The 22,619-nt window shown below is 68.4% G+C and carries 24 protein-coding genes and 1 tRNA gene; 7 read left to right on the forward strand and 18 right to left on the reverse strand.

The window, feature by feature from the left end:
- Window position 1: 1 nt before the first annotated feature.
- Genes DKM19_RS45800 through DKM19_RS45810 form a run of 3 tightly spaced genes read left to right on the forward strand, consistent with a single transcriptional unit; the run spans window position 2 to window position 2,915 of the window.
- Entirely contained in the window at window positions 2–847 is an 846-nt protein-coding gene (locus tag DKM19_RS45800; RefSeq protein WP_110704873.1) for an ABC transporter permease, read from the forward strand.
- Entirely contained in the window at window positions 823–1,578 is a 756-nt protein-coding gene (locus DKM19_RS45805; RefSeq protein WP_110704874.1) for an ABC transporter ATP-binding protein, read from the forward strand. The genes DKM19_RS45800 and DKM19_RS45805 overlap by 25 nt, the downstream gene beginning before the upstream one ends.
- Window positions 1,575–2,915, forward strand: a complete 1,341-nt coding sequence (locus DKM19_RS45810) for an LLM class flavin-dependent oxidoreductase (RefSeq protein ID WP_110704875.1) — start codon at window positions 1,575–1,577, stop codon at window positions 2,913–2,915. Before DKM19_RS45805 ends, DKM19_RS45810 begins: the two co-directional genes overlap by 4 nt.
- A gap of 221 nt (window positions 2,916–3,136) precedes the next feature.
- Here the strand turns inward: DKM19_RS45810 and DKM19_RS45815 are convergent, their stop codons facing one another.
- From DKM19_RS45815 to DKM19_RS50340, 3 genes are all read right to left on the reverse strand, one after another.
- Window positions 3,137–4,297 (reverse strand): CU044_5270 family protein, encoded by a 1,161-nt coding sequence (locus DKM19_RS45815; protein WP_110704876.1) that lies wholly within the window; start codon window positions 4,295–4,297, stop codon window positions 3,137–3,139.
- A complete protein-coding gene (locus DKM19_RS45820) occupies window positions 4,294–4,821 on the reverse strand; it encodes an RNA polymerase sigma factor (protein ID WP_239513953.1) in 528 nt (175 codons plus the stop codon). The genes DKM19_RS45815 and DKM19_RS45820 overlap by 4 nt, the downstream gene beginning before the upstream one ends.
- Window positions 4,822–4,986: 165 nt before the next feature.
- Window positions 4,987–5,178 carry a hypothetical protein gene (locus DKM19_RS50340; RefSeq protein WP_162642264.1) on the reverse strand — a complete coding sequence of 64 codons (192 nt, stop codon included), beginning with the start codon at window positions 5,176–5,178 and terminating at the stop codon, window positions 4,987–4,989.
- 3 nt (window positions 5,179–5,181) lie between these two features.
- On the opposite strand from DKM19_RS50340, the gene DKM19_RS45825 reads away from it, so the two are divergent.
- A complete protein-coding gene (locus DKM19_RS45825; RefSeq protein WP_110706459.1) occupies window positions 5,182–5,838 on the forward strand; it encodes a class I SAM-dependent methyltransferase in 657 nt (218 codons plus the stop codon).
- 274 nt (window positions 5,839–6,112) lie between these two features.
- On the opposite strand, the gene DKM19_RS45830 is transcribed toward DKM19_RS45825, so the two are convergent.
- Complete coding sequence (locus DKM19_RS45830) at window positions 6,113–6,586, reverse strand: hypothetical protein (RefSeq protein WP_110704877.1); 474 nt, start codon at window positions 6,584–6,586, stop codon at window positions 6,113–6,115.
- 390 nt (window positions 6,587–6,976) lie between these two features.
- On the reverse strand, window positions 6,977–7,357 hold the full coding sequence (locus DKM19_RS45835) for a hypothetical protein (RefSeq protein ID WP_110704878.1): 381 nt from the start codon (window positions 7,355–7,357) through the stop codon (window positions 6,977–6,979).
- Window positions 7,358–7,700: 343 nt separating this feature from the next.
- Here DKM19_RS45835 and DKM19_RS45840 point away from each other — a divergent pair, with 343 nt between their 5' ends.
- The gene (locus tag DKM19_RS45840; RefSeq protein WP_162642266.1) at window positions 7,701–7,934 is read left to right on the forward strand and encodes a hypothetical protein; all 234 of its coding nucleotides are present in this window, start codon (window positions 7,701–7,703) and stop codon (window positions 7,932–7,934) included.
- 109 nt (window positions 7,935–8,043) lie between these two features.
- Here DKM19_RS45840 and DKM19_RS45845 read toward each other — a convergent pair whose 3' ends face one another.
- On the reverse strand, window positions 8,044–8,685 hold the full coding sequence (locus DKM19_RS45845; RefSeq protein ID WP_110704880.1) for a hypothetical protein: 642 nt from the start codon (window positions 8,683–8,685) through the stop codon (window positions 8,044–8,046).
- Window positions 8,686–8,734: 49 nt separating this feature from the next.
- Between DKM19_RS45845 and DKM19_RS52685 the strand changes: the two genes are divergently transcribed.
- Both DKM19_RS52685 and DKM19_RS45850 read left to right on the forward strand, forming a co-directional pair.
- Window positions 8,735–8,863 carry a hypothetical protein gene (locus DKM19_RS52685; protein WP_255415484.1) on the forward strand — a complete coding sequence of 43 codons (129 nt, stop codon included), beginning with the start codon at window positions 8,735–8,737 and terminating at the stop codon, window positions 8,861–8,863.
- 54 nt (window positions 8,864–8,917) lie between these two features.
- Complete coding sequence (locus tag DKM19_RS45850; protein WP_110704881.1) at window positions 8,918–9,589, forward strand: hypothetical protein; 672 nt, start codon at window positions 8,918–8,920, stop codon at window positions 9,587–9,589.
- 60 nt (window positions 9,590–9,649) lie between these two features.
- Here the strand turns inward: DKM19_RS45850 and DKM19_RS45855 are convergent.
- The 12 genes from DKM19_RS45855 to DKM19_RS45910 form a co-directional block, all read right to left on the reverse strand.
- A tRNA-Thr gene (locus tag DKM19_RS45855) sits at window positions 9,650–9,726 on the reverse strand.
- A 67-nt stretch (window positions 9,727–9,793) separates the two neighbouring features.
- The gene (locus DKM19_RS45860) at window positions 9,794–11,236 is read right to left on the reverse strand and encodes an alpha/beta hydrolase (RefSeq protein ID WP_239513954.1); all 1,443 of its coding nucleotides are present in this window, start codon (window positions 11,234–11,236) and stop codon (window positions 9,794–9,796) included.
- A gap of 247 nt (window positions 11,237–11,483) precedes the next feature.
- Window positions 11,484–12,341, reverse strand: coding sequence for a stage 0 sporulation family protein (locus DKM19_RS45865; RefSeq protein WP_369987464.1), 858 nt, complete (start codon window positions 12,339–12,341; stop codon window positions 11,484–11,486).
- 142 nt (window positions 12,342–12,483) lie between these two features.
- On the reverse strand, window positions 12,484–13,167 hold the full coding sequence (locus DKM19_RS45870) for a permease-like cell division protein FtsX (protein WP_110704883.1): 684 nt from the start codon (window positions 13,165–13,167) through the stop codon (window positions 12,484–12,486).
- Entirely contained in the window at window positions 13,164–13,706 is a 543-nt protein-coding gene (locus DKM19_RS45875) for a sigma-70 family RNA polymerase sigma factor (RefSeq protein WP_110704884.1), read from the reverse strand. The genes DKM19_RS45870 and DKM19_RS45875 overlap by 4 nt, the downstream gene beginning before the upstream one ends.
- A gap of 35 nt (window positions 13,707–13,741) precedes the next feature.
- Window positions 13,742–14,323 carry a permease-like cell division protein FtsX gene (locus DKM19_RS45880; RefSeq protein WP_110704885.1) on the reverse strand — a complete coding sequence of 194 codons (582 nt, stop codon included), beginning with the start codon at window positions 14,321–14,323 and terminating at the stop codon, window positions 13,742–13,744.
- The gene (locus DKM19_RS45885; RefSeq protein ID WP_369990777.1) at window positions 14,320–14,835 is read right to left on the reverse strand and encodes a sigma-70 family RNA polymerase sigma factor; all 516 of its coding nucleotides are present in this window, start codon (window positions 14,833–14,835) and stop codon (window positions 14,320–14,322) included. The genes DKM19_RS45880 and DKM19_RS45885 overlap by 4 nt, the downstream gene beginning before the upstream one ends.
- A 376-nt stretch (window positions 14,836–15,211) precedes the next feature.
- Complete coding sequence (locus DKM19_RS45890; RefSeq protein WP_110704887.1) at window positions 15,212–16,366, reverse strand: glycosyltransferase family 4 protein; 1,155 nt, start codon at window positions 16,364–16,366, stop codon at window positions 15,212–15,214.
- Entirely contained in the window at window positions 16,363–17,115 is a 753-nt protein-coding gene (locus DKM19_RS45895; protein WP_162642267.1) for a hypothetical protein, read from the reverse strand. Before DKM19_RS45895 ends, DKM19_RS45890 begins: the two co-directional genes overlap by 4 nt.
- A gap of 518 nt (window positions 17,116–17,633) precedes the next feature.
- A complete protein-coding gene (locus DKM19_RS45900; protein ID WP_110704889.1) occupies window positions 17,634–18,815 on the reverse strand; it encodes a DNA polymerase III subunit delta' in 1,182 nt (393 codons plus the stop codon).
- 21 nt (window positions 18,816–18,836) lie between these two features.
- Window positions 18,837–20,900, reverse strand: coding sequence for a dTMP kinase (gene tmk / locus DKM19_RS45905; RefSeq protein ID WP_110704890.1), 2,064 nt, complete (start codon window positions 20,898–20,900; stop codon window positions 18,837–18,839).
- Between the two features lie 154 nt (window positions 20,901–21,054).
- On the reverse strand, window positions 21,055–22,458 hold the full coding sequence (locus DKM19_RS45910; RefSeq protein ID WP_110704891.1) for a metallophosphoesterase: 1,404 nt from the start codon (window positions 22,456–22,458) through the stop codon (window positions 21,055–21,057).
- Window positions 22,459–22,619: the final 161 nt, after the last annotated feature.

Consider the following 22,619-nt stretch of genomic DNA (forward strand, 5'->3'; position numbering starts at 1 on the left):
AATGGTCGCCACCGTCGGCACCCGGACCGCCGGCACCGCGTCGGCGCCCGCGCGCTCGCCCCTGCGAGCCCGGCGCAGGCTGGGCCCTGGCCGGTCGATCCGCTTCGGCCCCGCGATCGGGCCGCTCCTGCTGCTCACCGTGTGGACGGCCGGCTCGGCGACGGGCCTGCTGGACGAACGGGTCCTGTCGGCGCCGTGGACCGTGGTGTCCACTACCGGCGAGCTGATCGGGAACGGCCGGCTCCAGGCCAACCTCCTGACCTCGGTGCAGCGGGTCGCGCTCGGCCTCGGGTTCGGGGTGGTGCTCGGCACCGCCCTGGCACTCGTCTCCGGGCTCAGCCGCTGGGGCGAGGCCGTCATCGACGGGCCCGTCCAGATCAAGCGGGCGATCCCGGCGCTGGCCCTGATGCCGCTGCTGATCCTCTGGCTCGGCATCGGCGAGGTCATGAAGGTCTCCACGATCACCCTCGGCGTCCTCGTCCCCATCTACATCCACACGCACAACGGGCTGCGCGGCATCGACAGCAGATACGTCGAACTGGCGGAGACGGTCGGGCTCAGCCGGCGTGCGTTCATCCGCCGGGTCGTGCTGCCGGGCGCGCTGCCCGGGTTCCTGCTCGGGATGCGGTTCGCGGTCACGACGGGGTGGCTCTTCCTCGTGGTCGTCGAGCAGATCAACTCCACCAGCGGCATCGGCTACATGATGGATCTGGCGCGCACCTACGGTCAGACCGACATCATCATCGTCGGTCTCGTCCTGTACGGCCTGCTCGGCCTGCTCTCCGACGGCGCGGTCCGCCTCATCGAGAGGAGGGCGCTTTCGTGGCGACGCACCCTGGCGGACTGACCGCCGTCGCGCCGGCCGTACGGATCGCCGAGCTGACGCGTTCCTACGACGACCGGACCATCCTGGACAGCCTGGATCTCGAGATCCGCGCGGGCGAGTTCGTCGCGCTGCTCGGGCAGAGCGGATCGGGGAAGAGCACGCTGCTGCGCGCGCTGGCCGGTCTCGACGAAGACGTGGCGGGCACCGGACTCATCGACGTGCCCGGTGCGGTCTCCGTCGTCTTCCAGGACTCGCGGCTGCTTCCCTGGCTGCGGGTTCACGACAACGTCGTCCTCGGGCTCACCGGGCCCGGCGCGGCGGAACACGGCCGCGAAAGTCTCGCTGAGGTGGGCCTCGCCGGACGCGAGCGGGCGTGGCCGAACCAGCTGTCCGGCGGCGAGCAGCAGCGCGTCGCACTGGCCAGATCCCTGGTTCGAGAACCCGAACTCCTCCTCGCCGACGAGCCCTTCGGAGCTCTCGACGCCCTCACCCGCATCCGGATGCACGCGCTGCTCCGCAGCCTGTGCGACCGGCACCGGCCGGCGGTGCTGCTGGTCACCCACGACGTCGACGAGGCGATCGTGCTCGCCGACCGCGTGCTCGTGCTCGACGGCGGGCGGATCGCGGCCGAACAGCTCATCGACGTCGACACCCCCAGAAACTCCGCGGACCCCAGGTTCGCCGAGATCCGCGCACACCTGCTCGGCGCGCTCGGCGTGACCGGAGAGCCCCGGGAACGGAGCCAGGCTTGAGCGTCACCCCGCGACTACTGAACCTGAACCTCTTCATCTACCCCGGCGGCCACCACGAAGCGGCCTGGCGCTATCACGAATCGGCGCCCGACCGCCTCCTCGACCTCACCTACTACCAGGAGCTCGCACGGCGGGCGGAGGCGGCGAAGTTCGACGCGATCTTCCTGGCCGACGGGCCGTCACTGCCGGACAACATCCGTTACGCGAGTCGGTTCCGGCTCGAACCGTTCACCTGGCTGTCCGGTCTGGCAGCCGCGACCGAGCGGATCGGCCTGATCGCCACCGCCTCCACGACGTATCTGGAGCCGTACAACCTGGCGCGGCTGTTCGCCTCGCTGGACCATCTGAGCCGGGGGCGCGCGGGCTGGAACATCGTGACCACCGGCGCGCCGCAGGCGGCCCAGAACTTCGGGCTCGACGAGCACCCGCCGCACGCCGAACGCTATTCGCGGGCCCGCGAGTACCTGGACGTGGTGACGAAACTCTGGGACAGCTGGGAGGACGACGCGCTGCTGGCCGACCAGGGCGGCGGCGTCTTCGCCGACACCGGACGGATCCACCCCATCGACCACGCCGGGGTGCGGCTGCGCGTCCGTGGCCCGCTCAACATCCCGCGCAGCCCGCAGGGGCGGCCCGTGTACGTCCAGGCCGGATCGTCACAGGACGGCCGCTCCTTCGCGGCCCGGTACGCCGAAGCGGTCTTCACCGCCCATCAGACCGTCGACAACGCCCGCGAGTTCTACTCCGACATCAAGGCACGGGTCAAGGCGGAGGGACGCGATCCCGACCAGCTCAAGGTGCTGCCCGGGATCAGCCCGTTCATCGGCTCCACCGAGGCGGAGGCACGCCGCCTGCACGATGAGTTCAACGAGCTCACCCAGCCCGAGTACTCGCTGCGGCAGCTCCGCCAGATGCTCGGCGTCGACCTCTCCGGCCACGATCTTGACGCGCCGTTCCCCCGGGAGCTGGTGCCCGCCGACAGCGAGCGGGAGGTCAACAGCCGCTTCCAGGTCGTCCTCGACATCGTCGATCGCGAACGGCCGACGATCCGCGGGCTCCTGCACCGGCTCGCCGGCGCCCGCGGTCACTGGGTGACCGCGGGCACCCCGGAGCAGATCGCCGATCGGATCGAGCAATGGTTCGTCGGCGGCGCCGCGGACGGGTTCAACGTCATGCCGCCCTACCTGACCGGCGGGTTCGACGCGTTCGCCGAGCACGTGGTGCCCATCTTGCAGGCGCGCGGCCTGTTCCGTACGGAGTACGCCGGGACGACCCTCCGCGACCACTTCGGCCTGCCCCGGCCTGCCAGCCAGTACAGCTCCCAGGTGTCCGCATGATCCGCGTGGTGTCGCCGAAGTCGGGGACGTCCGGCCGCGCCCGGCGATGGTGATGATCTCCGGAACATGACTGACGCCGTTCCCGGGCCGAGGTCCCGCGCGGTGGTGCCGGGGGTGGGGAACCGTTTGCGCGGGCGGCGACGTCCAAGGTGTAGTTGGTTGGATTCACGGTCCGCCCCGCCGGGGGAAGCGGTGAGGCGGACCTCATCCCTCGTCCCGGTCTACTCCGGCTTGACGGGCTTCTTGTCGGTCCAGGAAGCCTCGGTGGTGGACGACCAGGAAATGGCGGTGCCGGGCTTCGCCCAGGCGTACGTCTCGATCCCGTGGACGGCCACGATCTGGTCGGTCAGCAGGACCCCGGTCTCCGGGTCGACGAGGAGCTGGTGCTCGAACGTACCAGTGATCCATTTCTCGGTCCGCGCGACGCCCTGCCCCTTACGGCCCAGCGGGTCGGTGACCTCACCCAGCGACCGCACACCGTCCAGCCCGGCGAGCACCTGGTAGGCCGCGGCCCGTACGGCGGGCTTCACCGGCATATCACGCAGCAGCCCCGAGGCCACCTGGTAGAGCCAGGAATCCGCGTCCTGCGGGTCGTTCGACTCGGTGCCGTGACCGGCGTAGCCCTTCAGCAGACGCCTCTTCAGGGCGGCCGCGGTCGTGGGCAGCGATTGGAGCTCGGCCACCGACACGTTCCGCCCGGCCAGGTCGAAGACCTTGTCGCCCACGTTGATCGAATTGCCGAACGGCTTGCCCGCCTTTGCCTCGATCGTCAGACCGACCTTGGTCGGGCCCTTGGCACCCGGCTTCAGCAGGTCGACCGTCCACTTCGTCGGCGAGCCGTCCTTCTTCCAGGCGTCCTCCGCGCCGGGGGCGGGCTTGGTGCCCAGGTTCTGGTCGACGAACCAGCTCTCACTCTTCGGCGAACGGGCCACCCAGAGCTGATTGCGGCTCGTTCTGTGCACCGTGTAACGCACCGAAGTGCCCACCTGGTCGGCGCTGCCGCTCACCCCCTCGACATACCAGTACGCCCCGCTCTCCTCCCGGGCCTTCAGCGACGACTCGGCCGCGACGAGAAGGACCTGCTTGGCCGAGAGCCGGAGGACCGGCTGCGTGCTCTGCGTGCTCTTCGTGGTGGAAGGGACGGCCACCGCCGTCGGTGACGGCGTCGTGCCACCGGTCGTGGTGACCGCGACGGCGACGGCTGTGACCGCCGCCGCCGCACCGGCCAGACCAAGACCCCACACCGGCTTGGCGATCTTCCGGCGCCGTACCGGCCTGGCCTGCGCCATCGCATGAGAAAGCTCGGCGGCCCGGGTGCTCTCGCTCACCGGGGTGTCGAGGTGGGCCGGGCGCGCCGCTCGCAGTTGATCCATCGGGTTCATGACCACTCCTCGCTGAGGTTGCGCACTCGGGACTGGGACGGGGCCGTCGGCGTCGCCTTCATTGCCTGGACAAGCCGCTTGCGGGCGCGGTGCAGCCGCACGCGGAAGGCCGTCGGGGAACATCCGACGACCCGGGCCGCGTCGCGCGGGGTGAGCCCCTGCCAGGCCACGAGGATCAGAAGCTCACGCTCGTCCTGGGTCAGGGAGGTCATCGCCTTGAGAACGGCCAACCGCTCGGCCACCTGCTCGGCATGGTCCTCTTCCGTCCAGGCGCGCAGCTCGCCGGCGAGCGACTCGCGTCTGATCTCGGCGCGGATGTTGTCGCGCAGCACGTTGCGGGCGACGCCGAGCAGCCACGGCAGCGCGGGGTCCGGCACGTCGTCGAACCGTCGCCAGGCGATCGCGAACGTCTCGCTCACCACCTCGTCCGCGACCTGCCGGCCCGCTTGGCTGACCACGTAGGCCCACACTCGCTGCCGGCACTCGTCATACATGGTGGTGAACCGCTGAGAGTCGTCCGTCACCGCCCGCCCCCTTCGTCCCGGGTGTTTTGTTCTGACACGAGGAAGTGGTCCGAGACCCTCAAGTGTTACAAACGACTACAAAACGGCGGCCATCTTCGAAGTGGGCCCCGGCGCGGACGAGGGGACCGGTTGAGCGCCCCGAGCCGTCCGACCTCGCCGGGCGAGCTAAGCGCCAGGATGAGCCTCACCTGTGGTCTCGGCGCCCTGGGCAGGGATGTCTTCGTACGCCCCGACCTTGTAGTTGATCGAGGACAGGCATCGGGTGAGCTCGTCGATCTGAGTGGTGACACGCTCTCGGTGCTCGCGCAGGAGCGTGAGCCGCTCCTCTTCTTGTCGGTGCCGGCTGACACGATCCACCTCATGTCAGAATCGGATACCGCATCAATCTCGTCCTACTGGGATGCCGCCGCCGCTTCCTTCGACGACGAAGTCGACCACGGCCTTCGCGATCCCCAGGCCAGGAGCGCATGGGCAGAGCGGCTGCGCTCGTGGATGCCACGGCCGCCGGCGGACGTTCTGGATCTGGGCTGCGGCACCGGCTCCCTGTCACTCCTGCTCGCCGAGCAGGGACACCGTCCGGTCGGAGTGGATCTGTCCCCGCTGATGGTTGAGCAGGCCCGCCGCAAACTCACCGCGGCGGGCTTCGACATCGCTTTGATGACGGGCGACGCGAGCGATCCGCCGGCGGCGGCCGGGCATTCCTTTGACGTGATCCTCGTCCGGCATCTGCTGTGGACCCTGCCGGATCCCGAAGGCGCCCTTCGCCGCTGGACAGGCCTTCTGCGTCCAGGTGGGCGACTGGTTCTCGTCGAAGGACGCTGGCAGACCCCCGCAGACGACCAGCCCTATGCCGCCGAGTCCGAACCCCTGCCCTGGCTCGGTGGGGTGACCGCCGAACGTCTCCTCCAGGCTCTGCGGCCGTTCACCACGGACCTGCGCGCCGAGCCGCTCACCGACCCGGACCTGTGGGGCCGCCCGATCCACGACGAGAGATACGCCGTCATCGCTCACCCGTAGTCAGGCCAGGTCCCGCGGACCCTTAGGTCAGGCGCGCCGACCGACTCGCATGGTCCGCTGGTCCGCTGGTCCGCTGGTCCGCGCCGATCGACGCAGCATGGGCGACCGATCACCACGTCCGGGGAAATGGCTCCGGCCGGCAGAGGTGTCAGCTGGACCGCTGAGCGTTTCTGCCGGCCGGAGCCGTTCTCGGGTCATGACGCGGCCACGCGTCGGAGACGTGGCCGCGTCATCGGTGTGTCAGATGGTTGGGAGGTGTGGTCGGTGGGGCGGTTTAGAAGGAGTGGCGGTAGTAGTTGCCCCAGTCGAAGTCGCGGCTGTTGCCTTCGCCGATGTGGGTGCGGAAGCCGTCGAAGCCGCCGCGGGCGCTGATGTTGAACTTCCACTCGCCGTGGCCGCCGGTGGCAAACCGGCGGGTGTGCCAGCCGCTGTTGTCGTGGTAGCTGAAGTCGACGTAGGTGTTCTGGCGGTCGCGGTCGTGGTCCCAGGCTTCGATGTCGAAGTAGTAGCGGCCGTTGGAGTAGTACCAGTAGCCCTTGTAGTTGGAGCGCTCGCCGCGGGATTCGCCGCGGCCGAAGTCGGAGTAGCCGGAGAACCAGTGCTTGGTGTACTGGGCCTGGGAAGCCGAGGCGGTGCTCGCCGTGGAGGCGGTGGAGGCGGTGGCGGCCTGGGCGGGGGCGGCGGCGATGCCGGCCGCGAGAGCGCCGGCCAGGGCGGTGCCGACAAGAACACTGCGAAGCTTACGCATGAGGGATTCCTTTGAGTGAGGGTGCTCGGAGGAGAACCTGTGGTGCCTTGCCCGGTGCGCTTTTTCAGTGCTGCGCGTTCCGGACAGCACTGACATTAGGCAGGCACAACGTCCCGTTCTGCGTACAAACACACACATAGGGCCGAGCGTGCACTACGACACACAAACGGGCCTTGTCGCGTTCGGACCGTTCGGGTTGTCCCGCCCCGGTGCGCCGGCCGGCAGGCCACTCCGACTCGCGCACTCGACGTCAACCCTCACCTCGCCGTGGCGCGAAGAGCCCCGAAGAATCTTGAGAGCGGTGCCGCGCAAACCACATCTCCGTCTGCCCTGGATCTCCACGGATGAGCCGAGAGGGGCTCTTGAGCCCCAGCCCGATCCAACGCTTGATCAGCGGTCGAACCAAGCTCTCGCGGAGGGGAGAAACAGGAGAACGACCACGATGACCGGCAGGACCACGTTGAGATTCAGCACGCTGCGCATGCTGAGATCGGAATCCAGGGCAAGCGCGGAGACGAAGCCGAGCGCCAGAAGGGTTTCGAGCACGAGCACGACGGTTCGGTCTCGCCTTGCGCGATAGATCCACCTACTTGCCAACCAACCGGCCAGGACCGCGATGACCATGCAGAGGCCGACGAGCAACAGCACAAGCCAGGAGCTCACCTCGTCAGCCGAGCTCACGAGGACAAACGCAAGCAGTGCGCCGCCTGCCAGTGCTTGCACCGCCTGGAGCGACACAATGAACTCGGCGATCCTCATCAAGCGCGGCATGTGTTGGATCTTGCCTGTCTCAACCGCTCCTGACAACGCCCGTGGACCCGCCGGTTCCCGATGAGTTGCGGGAGCCCCTTCAGCAGGTGTGCCGTCGCCGCCGAGCTCCCGGGACCTCGCATCACAGTCGCAAAACCGGATGAACTAAATTCGACGATCGATACGGTCAGATGATTTGGCCCATTACAAACTGACCGAAAATAAGAGCGAACGGAGAGGCGACCGTTGTTCTCCGACCGGCTGTTGCCGGCCGCTGCTGCACCTGGTCTACCGACGGCATGCCGCTCTCCCCGCAAGCGCCGCCCGTCCGCTCACCGCCGGACGGCGGCTGCTGGGAATGCTGGTGGACCTCGTCGCGGTCTTCCTGCTCGGCGGAGTCCTCGCCACCGCCCTCGACCTGGCCGTCCGATACAGCCTCGGTGTCCGGGTGGCAGAGCAGCAGTGGGGCGCTCTGGCGAACTCCGCGCTGAACCCCTGGCTGGCCGGTTCAGAGCGGCCCAGCGACCGAGACGATCGACTTCCCGGCCTCCCGCACGATACGGAACTCCGGACCGAAACCACGCCTGGTTCCCCATGACCCGGCCTCTCCCTTAGGCCAGATCTCCACGGCACGAGGGGGGAGGGCCAGAGCGTTCTTCACCCGGTTGCGTACCACCACGGCGCCCAGCAGGCGGCCTCGAGACCGTTTACTGGGCGTCCCGCAGCTTTGGCACTGCCACCTTCGCGGCCCGCTTGCTGAGGCCGGGATCGAACGTCGCAAAAAAACCGTCGCTCACCAGCAGCGTGACGGTGTTCTTGACTCTGATGAGCACAATGTCCATCGCGTGGACCGGACTGATTTTCGCCTCGGGGACCGTCTCGCTGTATCTGATCCCGTACACCCAGTCCCCGAACTTGCCGATGGAGAGCTTGGTGATCCTCCCCCCAACGCCATTGGCACTCGTGTTGCCCCTGATGCAGTCACGAACCATGACCTTGCCCACCGTCTGCCAACGGGTCATCTGGGCGGGGGTGCCGCTTATGGCGAACTGCTTGACCCCCGACGGCTTACCCTCCTCGTCGATGAAGACCGCCGCCTTACTTCCGAGGAGGGGTTTCAGCGTTTTGATAGCCTTCACGCACTTTTTTGTGTGGGCCGTTTTAGAGTCCAACGTCTCGCGGTTGCGTTTCGGGTTGGGGGCGTACTCATCGCCCAGGTCCTCGGGAGTGATGAGGGCGGCGCGCAGTTGGGCCGAGGTCAGAGGCTTGACGGGGGCTGCGGCCATGGCGGGAGCGGTGGAGGCCAGCAGAAGAGCGGCGGCGAGGCCGCCTAAGATCGCGGGGGGCATAGAACGGCATTCTAGAGTTCCACGACCGAAACGATCAATGAGCGCCGACATGGCCGCGACTCGACTCGGACATGCAGACCCGGCCATCACCCTGCGCGTGCACGTCCACGTGATCCACTCGGCGGCGGCCGCCGCCGACATCTTCGCTCACGCCCTGAACCCGATCGAAGATGCCTGACACGTTCTACCCCTCATCTCCGATCTATTGGTACACCGGAGACGAGAGGACCACATGGGTTCAGCACTGTGGGCGGAAACGGTTAAGGCAGTACCCAACCTTGTCGTTGCCCTGCTGACGCTCTCCTTGGGGTGGTTCGTCAGCAATCGCATCACCGCCCGCTGGGACGAGCGTAAGAAGCGCCGAGAGCTGGATCTCCTGGCTCTCGGCGCCTTCTATGAGATCTACGGACAGTTCTTCGCCATATGGAAGCTGTGGAGCGGCGCTCGCAAGGGGCTCCCCGAAGATGACGAGTTCCGGCGTGAAGTGCTTGAGCGTTCTGCTGAGGCAGAGGGCCGGCTGGAGTCCCTCCTTGTCAGGGTCGCCTCTGAACGGAACCTCTCTGATCGTGACTGCACCCTCTTGGGCTGCTTCCGTCAGGGTTTCCAGAGCCTTCGTGAGTCGATCCGGAACAATGAGGACCTTCGATCACGGCTCCGCACGGCAGGCAACCAAGCGAGGCTGCCGGTCCAGTGGACCGGCTCTGAAGCTCCGCCCTACACGGCGTTCAAAGCTCTGGCCGCGTTCGCTGCCAATCTTCTCTCCAAAGACAGCAGTCCAGCCACCAAGGCTGAGACCGCTTCTTCGATCCTCATGAAGATCACCAGTAATCGACTGGAGGCAACATGGGTCGACGAGGCATTCACGCTCCTCGACCTCAAGAGCCCAAGCTGGCCGATCAAGTGAGTTCTGTTAGCAAGGGGTCAGCAAAAGGCCCCCACCGGTGTCCGGTGGGGGCCTCTGACCTGGAGCCGCCTTGGGGAATCGAACCCCAGACCCCTTCATTACGAGTGAAGTGCTCTGGCCGACTGAGCTAAGGCGGCGTGCCACGCAGGTTTCACATGGCCTTCGGCAGTCTACAGGTTCCGGGGCGCTCTCCGCGCCTTGGAATCAGCCGATCTTGGGACAGCTGGTTCCGTCCTTGGGGACCGCCAGGTCGATCAGATACTCGTCCACCAGCCTGTCCACGCACGAGGAACCGCTCAGGTAAGCGGTGTGGCCGTCGCCGTCGAAACCGACCAGGACACCCGAGGAAAGTTCGGAGGCAAGAGCCTTGGACCATTCGTACGGCGTGGCCGGATCACGTTTGGTGCCGACGACCATGATGGGCGGGGCCCCCGGCGCGTCGATCTTCTCCTTGGCTCCTGCCTTGACCGGCCAGTACGCGCAGGGCAGCGAGCCCCACATGACGTACGAGCCGAACAGCGGGGCGTCCTTGACCGCCTTGCGAGCCGCCGCGGCGAAGGCCTCCGGATCACGGGGATAGGTGGAATCGACACAGTTGATGGCCATGTTGGCCTCGGTCTGGTTGGTGTATCCGCCGTCCTCCTGGCGGTCGACCAACAGATCGGCCATGCGCAGGAGTGTGGTCCCGTCGCCCTTCAGCGCCTGGCCGAGCGCCTGGCGAAGGATCGGCCAGGCCTGCCGGTCGTAGAGCGGGGTGAGCAGGCCGAGGGCGGTCCAGCCCTCGCCGACCGGACGACCGTCGTTCATCGCATTGGCCAGGGGGGTCGTGTCCGTATGGCGGAGCAGTTTGGTGATCTCCGCGCGGGCGGAGGCGACCGAGCCCTTGAAGGGGCAGTCATCGGCCGTGAAACAGTTTTCGAGGAACGCGTCGAGCGCGACCTCGAAACCACGCGCCTGGGCGGCGTTCAGTTCCAGCGGGGGAAGCGAGGGGTCCACCGCGCCGTCCAGGACCAGAGCGCGGACGTGATCGGGGAAGAGGTCGGCGTAGACGGCGCCCAGCTGCGTGCCGTACGACTTGCCGAGATAGGTGAGACGGGGGTCCCCGAGAGCGGCGCGCAGCAGGTCCATGTCCCGGGCCGCGTCGGCCGTGCCGATGTGGGCGAGGAGGTCCCCCGAACGGGCCTGGCACCCGGAGGCGAATCGCCGCGAGCTCTCCTCCAGCACGGCGACCTCGTCGGGCGAGTCGGGCGTGCCGTCGAGGCCGACGTAGCTGTCCAGATCGTTCGTTGACAGGCACCGGACGGGTGAGGAGTCGCCGACCCCGCGCGGGTCGAATCCGATCACGTCGAAACGTGCCCGTACGGCCTTGCTCAGCGCCGAGGTCGCACCGCGGGCGTACTGGATCCCGGAAGAACCCGGCCCGCCGGGGTTGATGAGGATCGAACCGATCCTGTCGCCCGAGGCCGGGAGCCGGATCACGCTGATCCCGATCTTCTCGCCGGCGGGCTTCTCGTGATCGAGCGGGACCGCGAGCTTCGCGCACTCGAAACCGTCACCGCAGTCCGACCAGTCGAGGGCCGCCTCTTTGCCGGTGGTTCCGGTGCAGGCGCTCGCGAGCAGAACCACCGCCGCGAATGCGGCAGCCATACGAAATCTCACGCTTTGTCCGCTCCGTAAGTCAGGTCGCACAACCATCCGGCACGGAGGCTCGGGCGCGCAGAGTGAGTGACCAATCGCATATCGGTGACATCCTACGCTTACGCCCTCGCACATTTCCGGCGAGATCATCGCAGAGGCGGGAATCCGTACGTCGCCGGGGCCATGACCGAGGATCTACCGCCGGGCGCGTCCGCCGGACAGGCGCATCGGGCGGACGCATGACCACTGGCAACGGCTACTGCTCGGGGCCGCTCTCGGCGACCGCCACCGCGTCGCCGTACATCGTGTCGTGCTGCTTGCGAGGGGAGCAGACCGAGGCGGAAGGGCACGCGCAGCGGCGCCCGCCGTCGTCCAGCCGGACCACGACGGAGTCGGAGGGGACGTTGCGTCCCACCACGGTTCCCGCGCCCTCGGGGGTGTCCACCTTCAGCCCGACGCGGGGCATCCTGTTGTGCGCGTCGATGTAGAGAGGGTGCTCGTACTTCAGGCAGCACATCAGCCGCCCGCACGCCCCCGCGATGCGCAGCGGGTTGACCGGCAGATCCTGGTCCTTGGCCATGCGCACGGAGACGGGCTCGAAGTCCTTGAGGAAGGTCGCGCAGCACAGGTCCCGGCCACACGGTCCGATGCCGCCCTGGAGGCGCGCCTCGTCGCGGGGGCCGATCTGGCGCAGCTCCACCCGGGCGCGCAGGTTGCGGGCCAGGTCGCGGACGAGGGCACGGAAGTCCACGCGGTGAGGAGCGGAGAAGTAGACCGTGTAGACGTTGTCGTCGTCCATGTAGTCGACGCCGACGACCTTCATGGGCAGCGTGTGCCGCTTGATCAGGCGTTTGGAGACGCTACGGGCCTCCGCGCGCAGCCGCTTGTTGCCCTCGTCGCGGGTCAGGTGCTCCTCGTCCGCGATGCCGGCGCACACGGGCAGCCCGCCGACCTCCTCGCTCGTCCACTGCGGCGCCCACACGCACTCGGCCACCTCCGGCCCCGCCTCGGTCGGCACGAGCACCTTGTCGCCGACCTTGGGACTGTGCTCACCGGGATCGAGGTAGTACAGCCTGCCGTAGCGGGTGAAGCTCACCGCCATGATCATGCTCATGTGGCTCCAAAGCTGGGGGACGGCCTGCGGATCACCCTACGCTTCCTACCCACGGATGCGCGGTGACCCACAACCGCGAGCACGAGCCGTACGTTGAGGTGCCCGCGATCACGGTTGCGAGCCGTACCCCTTGCTCATCTCCTCATTCGTAATCCATCACCGCCGGGTGCACCGGGTACGAGCACTGCTTCCTGTCCTCCGCCCACGGGAGTGTGCGCTCGATCCTCGACAGAAGGGTCAGGCGTTCGAAGAGACAGTCCCTGTCGATGGCGTTGGACACCCCGGGCAGCTTGCCCGCGGCCTGGGCCACGGCCAAGGAGTCGGCATCCGGCCTGATCCGGACGATGAAGGAATTCGGCATGTCTTTGATGGTTAGCACCTGGAGGAGCTTGGGGCTGTCCTTGAACTCACTCCGAAACGCCTCCCAGTTCGTCTGCTGGTCCCGGAAGGCGACCTCCTCCACCTCGGGCCGGGCTTCGATCATTCGACGGATCTCCTCCCTCTGTGTCTCGGTCGCCGCGCCCTCGCAGTTCGGCCACAGCCCGTCCCCCTTGCACAGGAAGACCCTGACCTCGGGGGTGTCGGACGGCTCGTTGCCTCCCATGGACATGGCGACGATGGTCTCCTGCGACCCCGAGAAGGGGTCGCCGAGCCGTACGGTCCCGAGGATCGTCCCCGCGATGAGAAGGACCGCCGCGGCGATCGCGATCGGGGCCGTCCGCCCGGCACGGCGAGCCCGTGGCGCGGGCAGGGGCCGGTCGTCGTCGGGTACGGCCTCCGCACGGGCCGCCATGGCGTCTCGGAGCCGGTCCTCGATGATGCTCATACGGTGTCTCCCAGCTCGCGGTGGAGCCTGGCCAGGGCTCGGGCTGTCGTGGACCTGACGGTGCTCTCTCCCACGCGCATGATCTCGGCGGTCTCCGCGTCGGACAGATCGAGGTAGTAGCGGAGCACCAAGGCCTCCCGCTGGCGTCGCGGCAACCGGCCCAGCGCGAGCAGCACCTCTCGCCGCGACTCGCCGATCAGCGCGGCGGTCTCCGCCGAGTCGACCGGCTCCGTGACCGGCTCGACCCGGCGCAGCGCCACCGCCCGGCGGCGCAGTATCGACCGGGAGCCGTTGAGCACGCAGGTCCTGACGTAGGCGAGGGTCGTGACCCCCGGCCGCCACTTCCCGTGCAGCCGGGCGAACACGTCCTGCACGACGTCTTCGGCCGTCTCCCTGTCACCGACGAGCAGCACGGCGAGCCGGACAAGGTTGAGCCGCTGGTCGCGGTAGAACGCGACCAGCCCGGCGTCGGGGGAAACGGCCGGCGGAGCGGACACCCGGGGTGCCCGCTCCGCCAGCCGCAAGATTTCACCGTCCATGCCCTAAGAACGCGCACCTCCGCCCATCCGCTGCTTCAGCATCCCCATACGCACCTCTGGTCGACCACGTTGGAGACGCCGGGCAGTGCCTTGGCGGCCGCGATGATCGCATCCCAGCCGGCACCCTGTTCCGGCAGGATCCGGAACGACTCGGGCATGTCCTCGACCCGGATCGAGGAGAGCATGACCTTGTTGTTCTTGTTCTGGTCTCTGAAGTTCTTGTATGCCTCCGCCGCGTTCTCGAATTGGAGCCACTCCACATCCGGCCGGCTCCACAGCGCCTCGGCGATCTTCGCCCTGTCGATTTTCTTGTTCTTCGAGTCTTTGCACTGCGGAAAGGAGTCGTTCTCCTTGCACAGGAAGACCGAGATCTCCAGTTGGGTCTGAGGCACGGGTGACGCCTGAGGTGACGCCTGGACGGCGGTGGTCGTCCGGGGGTCCAGCTGGCCCGCCCACACGAACCCGACCCCGACCGCGGCCATCGTGACGGCGGCGGCGACCAGCAGCATCGGGATCCGGAGCCTGCGGCGGACCGGAAGGGTCAGGGGACGGACGTCGACGGCGGTCGCGGCGGCGGCGGACAGGGACTCACGCAGGCGGTTCTCGGTGGCGGTCATGATTCCTCTCCAAGCACTCGGGCGAGGGCGGCCAGCCCGCGCGCGATGGTGGACCGGGCCGTGCTGGCGCCGACCCCCATGGTTTCGGCGATCTCCAGGTCGGACAGATCGAGGTAGTAGCGCAGCGTCAGCGCCTCCCGCTGCCTCCTCGGCAACCCGCGCAGGGCGAGGAGCACCTCGCGGCGCTCCTCGCCGAGCAGCACCGCATGCTCGGCGGACCAGATGGACGGCTCGTACGGCACGGCCCGCCGGAACGCCACCGCCCGGCGGCGCAACACGGAACGAGATCCGTTGAGCACCGCCGAGCGGATGTAGGTCAGCGTGCGCTCGGGATCCCGCAGACGGCGCCGGCCCGCGTGGGTGCGGGCGAAAGCCTCCTGAACGACGTCCTCGGCCGTGGCCTGGTCACCCACCATGAGCAGAGCCAGCCGTACCAGCCCGAGGTGATGTTCGGCGAACAGCGTCGCAACGTCGACGCGGTCCCTGGTCAGGGGCTCTCCGTGGGAGAGCAGTTCGACTTCCACATCACAGAGACGCCGAGCGGAGCCGTTTGCTGCTTCACTCACCGCGCGAGTTCCACCCGGGCACGACTCCGCCCATCAACGATCTCCGCGCCCCAGCCTGCCTTCGGGCACGGCTCCGCCCATCAAACGATCCCCGCATCCCAGCTCACATGCTCCACCCGAGTACGGCTCCGTCTCATCGACGACTCCGCGTCCAATGCACGCTCGGACACGGCTCCGCCCATCAAGCGTTCTCGCACCCCGGCTCGCATGCTCCACCCGGGCACGGCTCCACGCCGCCGAACGATCCCGCGACCTGGCGCACACGGCTCCGCCCACCATGCGGACCGCTCCAACACGGGAGTTCGCCGTGCACGCCCCGGCGTCAGCGTCCGAGTTCGGCGAAGGACTTCTCCCAGCGGTCCGCGATCATGGAGATGTCATAGCCCCTGGCCGTCTGGAGGGCGTTCGCGGCCATCAGGCGGCGGCCCTCCTCGTCCTCGATCATCTGGAGCAGCCCGTCGGCCAGGGCGTCCACGTCGTCCGCGGGGACCAGCAGCCCGTCGTACCCCGGGGTGATGATCTCCCGTGGCCCCCGGGGACAGTCGAAGCTGACCACCGGCACCCCGCACGCGAACGCCTCGATGATGGTCATGCCGAAGCCCTCGAACCGGGAGCTGACCGCGTGGATCGAGGCCTTGGCGAGCTCGCCCTCGATGTCACTGGTCGGGCCCATGAACGTGACGTTGTTGTGCAGCCGCAGCTTGACGGACAGTTTGATCAGCTTGTCGCTGACCCGGCCCTCGCCGTAGATCCGCAGCTTCCAGTCCGGGCGCTCCTTGACCACCTGGACGAACGCCTTCAGCAGCCGGTCATATCCCTTGACCGGCACCAGCCGCCCCGCGGCCAGCACGACCCGGTTCTCCTGCCTGGAGCGGGGACGCGGCCCGCCGGGCAGCCCGTTGCCGATGGTGAACACGCGCGTCGGCGCCTGGCCGAGCATCGTCCGATAGTCCTGCGCGTCGGCCTCGGTGAGGGTGACCACCGCGTCCAGCTTCGGGTACCACTCCTTGATCTCCTCGAAGATCCCGGGCAGGTGGGCCTCGAAGTGCAGATGCTCCTGGGCGATCGTGACGACCCGCTTGCGCGCGAACCTCGCGGCCATGATGTTCAGCCCGGCCCGGGTGGTGACCAGGACGTCCGTACGGAGCCGCCGCAGCTCGCGCCTGAGCACGTCGTCGCTCCAGGCGCTGAAGGAGGCATAGGCGCGCTCCTCCGGGTGGATCAGCGCGCTCTCCTGCCGGCTCAGCCGCTCCGCCCTCTTCGTGTACGGCCAGCGGACCCTGGCGCCCTCCCGCAGGTCCACCAGCGAGCGCAGCCGGACCTTGGGGCTCAGCCGCAGGAAGGGCAGGTCGGCGTGCTGGAAGACGCTGATGATCTCGACGTCGTGCCGCTCGGACATCTCGGTGGCGAGGTCGAAGGTGGCCCGGATCGTTCCGCCCATGCCGTAGGCGTTGAGGATCAGGAAGGAAATCTTCACGAGCTTTCCTCCTCGATACTGAGGGCGACGGCGAGGCTGTCGGTCTCGGTGTAGTAGGGCCGCACCCTCACCCGTCCCTCCCGCTGGGCGGGAAAGCGGATCCTGTTCTTCTTGTCGGTGACGTCGTCAAGGCGGGCTGCCAGCGGCATCCGCACATCGGCGACCTCCGCGTACAGATCCCAGAAGACTCGCCGCCTCACCTGCGCCTCGGCCAGCGGCGCGATCTGGACGCTCCCGGTGAACCGCCGTCCGAGGAAGCTCGCCGGCCCGCTCACCGGCTCCGGCCCCTTCCTGGCCACGGCCACGAGCCTGGCCGGTCCATGGACCGGCTCGCCGTACGCGATCACGCCCTCGATCTCGATCACGCCGTCGTCCGCGACCACCCCGGTCACCTCGATGTACGGCTCGACCTCGCGGACCGTCAGGGCGAGCGTTCCAGCCGGTGTCCGAAACGCCCTGATCTCCCGGCTGCGAGGGGTCTGGGCATAGGCCTGCAGTCCATCCAGCGAGAAGCCCGGGTCGTCGGTGGCAACGGGCTCTCCCCCGAGCGACGCCGTCCAGACGCCGGCGGACAGCATGCCGAGGTCCACCGTCCCGCGTTCCTGCCCGGTCTCCGCGTGCCGCAGGATGATCTCTCCGTCATCCGGCTCCGGCCACTCGACCCTCAGCGTGTCGTCGTTGTCCACGCGACTGGTGACGGCCCGTCTGACCTCAGACGCCGCCACTCCGTGCCGCGCTCCAATGCTCACCAAAAGTCCCCCGGTCTTCCCTGCTCATCCCCACGGAGCAGGACACTGTCAAGTCGATTTATAACGAATGAATCGATTTTTGCTCGGAATTCTAACGATCCACACCGACAGTTTGAGGGGAATTAGCCTGAAATGGTTCCACTCAACTTGAAATCAGTTGATAAGAGTCACTCGATCCCAGATGCGGCTCCGGTTCGCCACCCGAACCTCGCGCGATCGGCCCGCGATCGCCGCCAGGAGCGCGCTCGACGCGAACATGCCGGTGAGCCCCTTGATCACCCCGGAGACCCAGGGGGAGGTACGGCTGCATCGGGCGAAATTGTCCGGCCCGCATCACCGGAAAGGCGAAAGCCACCTGGGATCGCTTAGAGCGAAACTACAAACTTGCCGATAAAGGCAACCCTGTACTTCAAATTTCAACTGATTGGCTCGGAGCCCGACATAACGCTGACGAACTCGGCCTCAATGGCGCGGAAGGCGCCTCTCCGATTCTTCGGAGCCAGGCGTTCGCGACTGGGTCAGAGCCAGGGCTGCCGCAGTGAGATGGTCATCGACTCCACGGCCATCTGCGGGTTGACGTTGGCGGACAGCCGCCGGCGACAGCGCATGATCGCGTCGATCCTGCGCAGGGTGTCCTCCGGGGTGGAGGAGCGGGCCAGGTCATCCAGGTCGGACCGGCGATCCTCGTTCGCCAGCTCCACGTGCGCGCCGAACTGCATGGCCAGCACGTCGCGGTAGAACGCCACCAGGTCGAGCAGGGCCGAGTCGATGACATCGCGCTTGGTCCGGGTGGCCCGGGACTTCTGCCGATCCTCGAGATCCTTGAGTGCTCCGGCTCCGCCCCGGATCAGGCCCTTGTTGAGCCCCTTGCCCGAGGATCCCTCCCCGTAGATCTGGCGCAGCTCGGTGATCTCCGACTCGTTCAGCACCGCGGTGACCGCGGCGGCCTCCTCTTCGGCGGTCTTCACCAGTCGCTCGGCGGCCATGACGCACGCCCCCACACCGGTGAGCGACTTGGGGATGGCGAGCACCGAGTCTCGGCGCTTGCGCACCTCCTCGTCCAGGGCCAGCCTGCGAGCCCTGCCGATGTGCCCCTGGGCGGCCCTGGCGGCGAACTCCGCCATCGCCGGCGGCACGTTCTCGCGCGTGGCCAGCACGTGGGCGACGGCGGCGGTGGGCGGTGTGACAAGCGTGACCAACCGGCAGCGGGACCTGATAGTGATCATCATGTCGTCCGGGGAGGGCGAGCAGAGCAGCCAGACCGTCTTCGGCGGCGGCTCCTCGATCGCCTTGAGCAGCGCGTTGGAGGCGCCCTCGGTGGCTCGGTCGGCGTCTTCGAACAGCACGATGCGCCAGCGGCCGAGCGTCGGCGCCCCGGCGGCACGGAGGATGAGCTGGCGGGTGTCCTTGATCCCGTATGAGAGCCCCTGCGGCCGGACGATCTCCAGGTCCGGATGGGAGCCGATCGCCACCTGGTGACACATGTCACAGTGGCCGCATCCCTGGTCGGGGCAGAACAGCGCGGCGGCGAACGCCCGCGCGGCCTCCTCACGACCCGATCCGGGCGGCCCGGTGAACAGCCACGCGTGGGTCATCCCCGCCCCGCGCCCGCCGGTCAGCTGGTCGGCTCCCGCCGCCGCCGCCCGGCGGAGCGTTACGACAGCCCGCTCCTGCCCCACAAGGTCATCGAAGACTCCCACGCGCCTAACCTACCGCCGACCTCAGTCGCGGATCGCGGGCATCGTCCCGGTGATGTCCTCGGACTCCTGCGGCACCGGGTCGGGCAGGAGCTCGCGGACCCGGTCGTGGATGAGCAGGGAGATCTGGTCCTGGGGCAGCGTTCCGTCGATGACCACGTAGCGATCCGGCTCGGCGGCGGCCAGCGAGCGGAACTCGCGGCGCACCCGCTCGTGGAACTCCAGCGGCTCGGCCTCGATCCGGTCGGCGGCCCCGCCCAGCCGGGCCAGGCCGACGGAGGGCGGCGTGTCGATGAGCACGGTGAGGTCCGGGACGAGCCCGCCGGTGGCCCACGTGTTGATCCTCACCACGTCCGCCCGGTCCAGGGCCCGCCCGGCGCCCTGGTAGGCCAGCGAGGAGTCCACGTAGCGGTCGGAGATCACCATCGAGCCCCGGTAGAGAGCCGGCCGGATGACCTTCTCCACGTGCTCGGCCCTGTCTGCCGCGTACAGCAGCGCCTCGGACCTCGCCGACAGCCCCTGGTGCACCGCGTCCAGCAGGATCGCGCGCAGCCGCATGCCCACCTTGGTCGAGCCGGGCTCCCTGGTCTGCACGACGTCGAAGCCCTGGTCGCGCAGCCAGATCGCGAGCAGCCGGGACTGGGTGGTCTTCCCCGACCCCTCACCGCCCTCGAACGCGATGAACATCCCGCGCGCCTGCTCGGTCTCCTCGGGCGTGAACCGCTCCCCGCGCACCGCCGAGATCAGGTCGGAGACGATCGGGACGCCCTTGCGGTCGTCCATCTGTAGCAGCGCGACGATCCCGACGATCGACGCGAGCAGCCCGCCGATCACCAGCACCAGGTTGGAGCCGTCGAACTGGTAGACCGCCTCCCTGCCGACCATGATCACGCGTCTGCCGAACAGGCCCGCGAGCGTCGGGGCGACCGCGACCACCAGCAGCAGGGTGACCCGGGCGAGCGACTGCAGGAAGGAGAACGTACGGCCCCGCAGGCTGTCGTCCACCTCCAGCCCGATCATGGTGTAGCCGATGATCCAGGCGATCCCCGCGCACGCCCCGAGCAGCACGGTCAGCAGGACGACGATCACCAGGTTGTGGACGAGCGCGATCGCGACGAGGATCAGCCCGGCCACGATGATCGACAGCCCGAACAGCCGACGGCGGGACAGCTCCTTCAGGAGCTTGATCCCGAAGAACATGCCGGACGCCATGCCGACGAAGACCGCGCCGAAGACCACGCCGTAGGCCGCGTCGCCGCCGCCCAGCGCGTCCACATAGATCTTGGCCACGCCGACCACCGCGCCGCCGGCGGCGAAGGCGCCGAGCATGCCGATGATCAGGCCCCGGATCAGCCGGTTGCCTCCGACGAACCGCCAGCCCTCGACGATCTGCCGCAGCACCGACGGGGTGGGGGCCGCGGCGTCCCTGTGGTTCTTCGGGATGTCCTTGAGGGAGAAGATGATGACGGCCGAGACGAGGTACGCCAGCGCGTTGATGAACAGGGCGAGGTAGGTGTCACGCCCGGCGAGGAACGGGACCAGGTTGGCCAGGGCGTCGTCGGCGACCGACAGCACCGCGAACAGCAGCGCGGCGATCGGGGCGGTGCCGTACGTGACCAGGAGGTTGAGCTGGTTGGCCTCCTCCAGCCGCTCCTTGGGCACCAGGTTCGGCACCGTGGCGTCCTTGGCCGGGACCCAGAAGAGGTTGACGCACTCGACCAGGAATGTGGCGATGATCACCCACTGGTAGCTGCCGATCAACGGGATCGACAGCACCAGCGCGAAGCGCAGAAGGTCGCAGAAGAACATCGTCAGCCGCCGGTCGAACCGGTCGGCGAACACGCCCGCGAGCGGGCCGAGCACGATGGCCGGGAGCATCTTCGCGACGAAGACACCGCCGATGGCCAGGCTCTGGAACTTGTAGCCCTCTCCGGCGGTGAGGTTGCCCGCCAGGGCGGTCAGTGCCAGGAGGTTCAGCCAGTCTCCGAGGCTGCACACCGACATGGCCGTCCACAGCTTGCGGAACGGCGCATTGGCCAGCACGTGGGGGGGCTTGCGGCGCGCGGTGTTCCGGCCGAGGGTGGTCATAGTGTCAGCGTATCCAGATGCTCGCTGGGCTGGGGAAAACACTGGCCAGGCGGATATACCCGGCTGTCGTCGCATGAGGGTAGTACGTCCGGCCCGTACCTCGCAGGTCACGCCTGCGAAAATCAATCTTCGGTATTCAACGTTTCGGTAATTTCTAGTTTCGGAGCTCCAAAAGGGTGATTTCGGGCGGAGCCCCCACCCGGACGGGCGGTCCCCAGAAGCCCGCGCCCCGGGTGACGTACACCTGGGTGCCGTCCACCTCGCCGAGGCCGGAGACCACCGGCTGCTGCAGCGGGATGACCAGGTTGAAGGGGACCATCTGCCCCCCGTGGGTGTGGCCGGACAGCTGGAGGTCCACCCCGTACCGGGCCGCCTCCGAGGCCTGGACCGGCTGGTGGGCGAGCAGGACCGTGGAGCGTGAACGGTCTCGGCCGCCCAGCGCCCGCTCGAAGTCGGGGCCGTCGCCCGAGGCGGCGCCGTTGACGTCGTTGACCCCGGCGAGATCGAGCACGGCTCCCGCGTGCGCGATCTCGACGCGCTCGTTGCCGAGCGGGCGGACCCCGAGCCCGCGGAGCTCCTCGATCCACTCCTGGGGGCCGTTGGCGGTGTAGTACTCGTGGTTGCCGGTGACGAAATAGGCGCCGTAGCGGGACTCGAGGCTCTTCAACGGCCTGGCCAGCGGGCCGAGCTCGGCCACCGTGCCGTCGACCAGATCCCCGACGACGGCGACCACGTCGGCCCGCAGCGAGTTGATCATGCGGACGATCCGCTCGGTGTGCCCCACGCCCGTGAGCGGGCCGAGGTGGATGTCACTGACCACGGCGAACCGCAGGCCGCTGAGGCGCGGATCCAGTCTGGGCAGGGCGACCTTGACCGACTCGATCACCGGATCGCCCAGGGCGGTCCTGATCCCCGTCCCGACCGTGGTCAGCGCTCCCACCCCGGCGACGGCGGCGGCCGTACGGGCGATGAAAAGCCTGCGGTCCATCAGGCCCGGCCCGGCCTTCGAGCCGCCGTCCGGCCGCACCTCGCGGGCGGCGGGCACGGGCTGCTCGACGGGCGCGGGTTGACCGGCCGACACGGACCGACCGGTCACCCGCTGATCGGCCGGCACCGACCGGCCGACGGACACGGGCCGCCCGGCTGCCTGCTGATCGGCCGATACGGGCTGACCGGCGGGCACGGACCTATCGGCGAGGGTCGCGGCCCGGGTGGTGCGACGGGCCGCGACCGACGGTGGGATCCGGCGGTCGGCCCGGCGCTCGAACGCTCCCAGAGCCAGTACGGCCGCCGCCCGGGGAATCTCCAGGACCAGCAGGAACACGAACAGGTAGAACATCACCGCGATCCAGAAGAACCCCGGCCAGGCCAGGAAGTGCCCCCACCCGCTGCGGGAGCCGACGAGGGTCAACGGGGCCAGCACCCCGAGACCGGCCAGGATCCACGTCAGCACCCGGCGAACCCGCCCGGGCGGCGTGGTCGAACGGATCAGCCGACGCCACAGGTAGTAGTGGACCAGCGTGACCACCCCGAGGATCAGCGTCACGAAGCCCACCACGTACCCACCCCTCGCGTCCGCCGGCCGTACCCGGCGCGTTGCGAAGAACGTGCGGGACGACGGATGCGTTCCCTCAAGGTCTCGGGATCTCAGGGCTTTTGACCCCGCGGTCTCCGGACCGCAGGGTCCCAAGGCTCAGCGCCTTTTGACCCTGCGGTCTC

The sequence above is a fragment of the Streptosporangium sp. 'caverna' genome (genome assembly GCF_003203775.1).
In the GTDB taxonomy this organism is placed as follows: Bacteria; Actinomycetota; Actinomycetes; order Streptosporangiales; family Streptosporangiaceae; genus Streptosporangium; species Streptosporangium subroseum.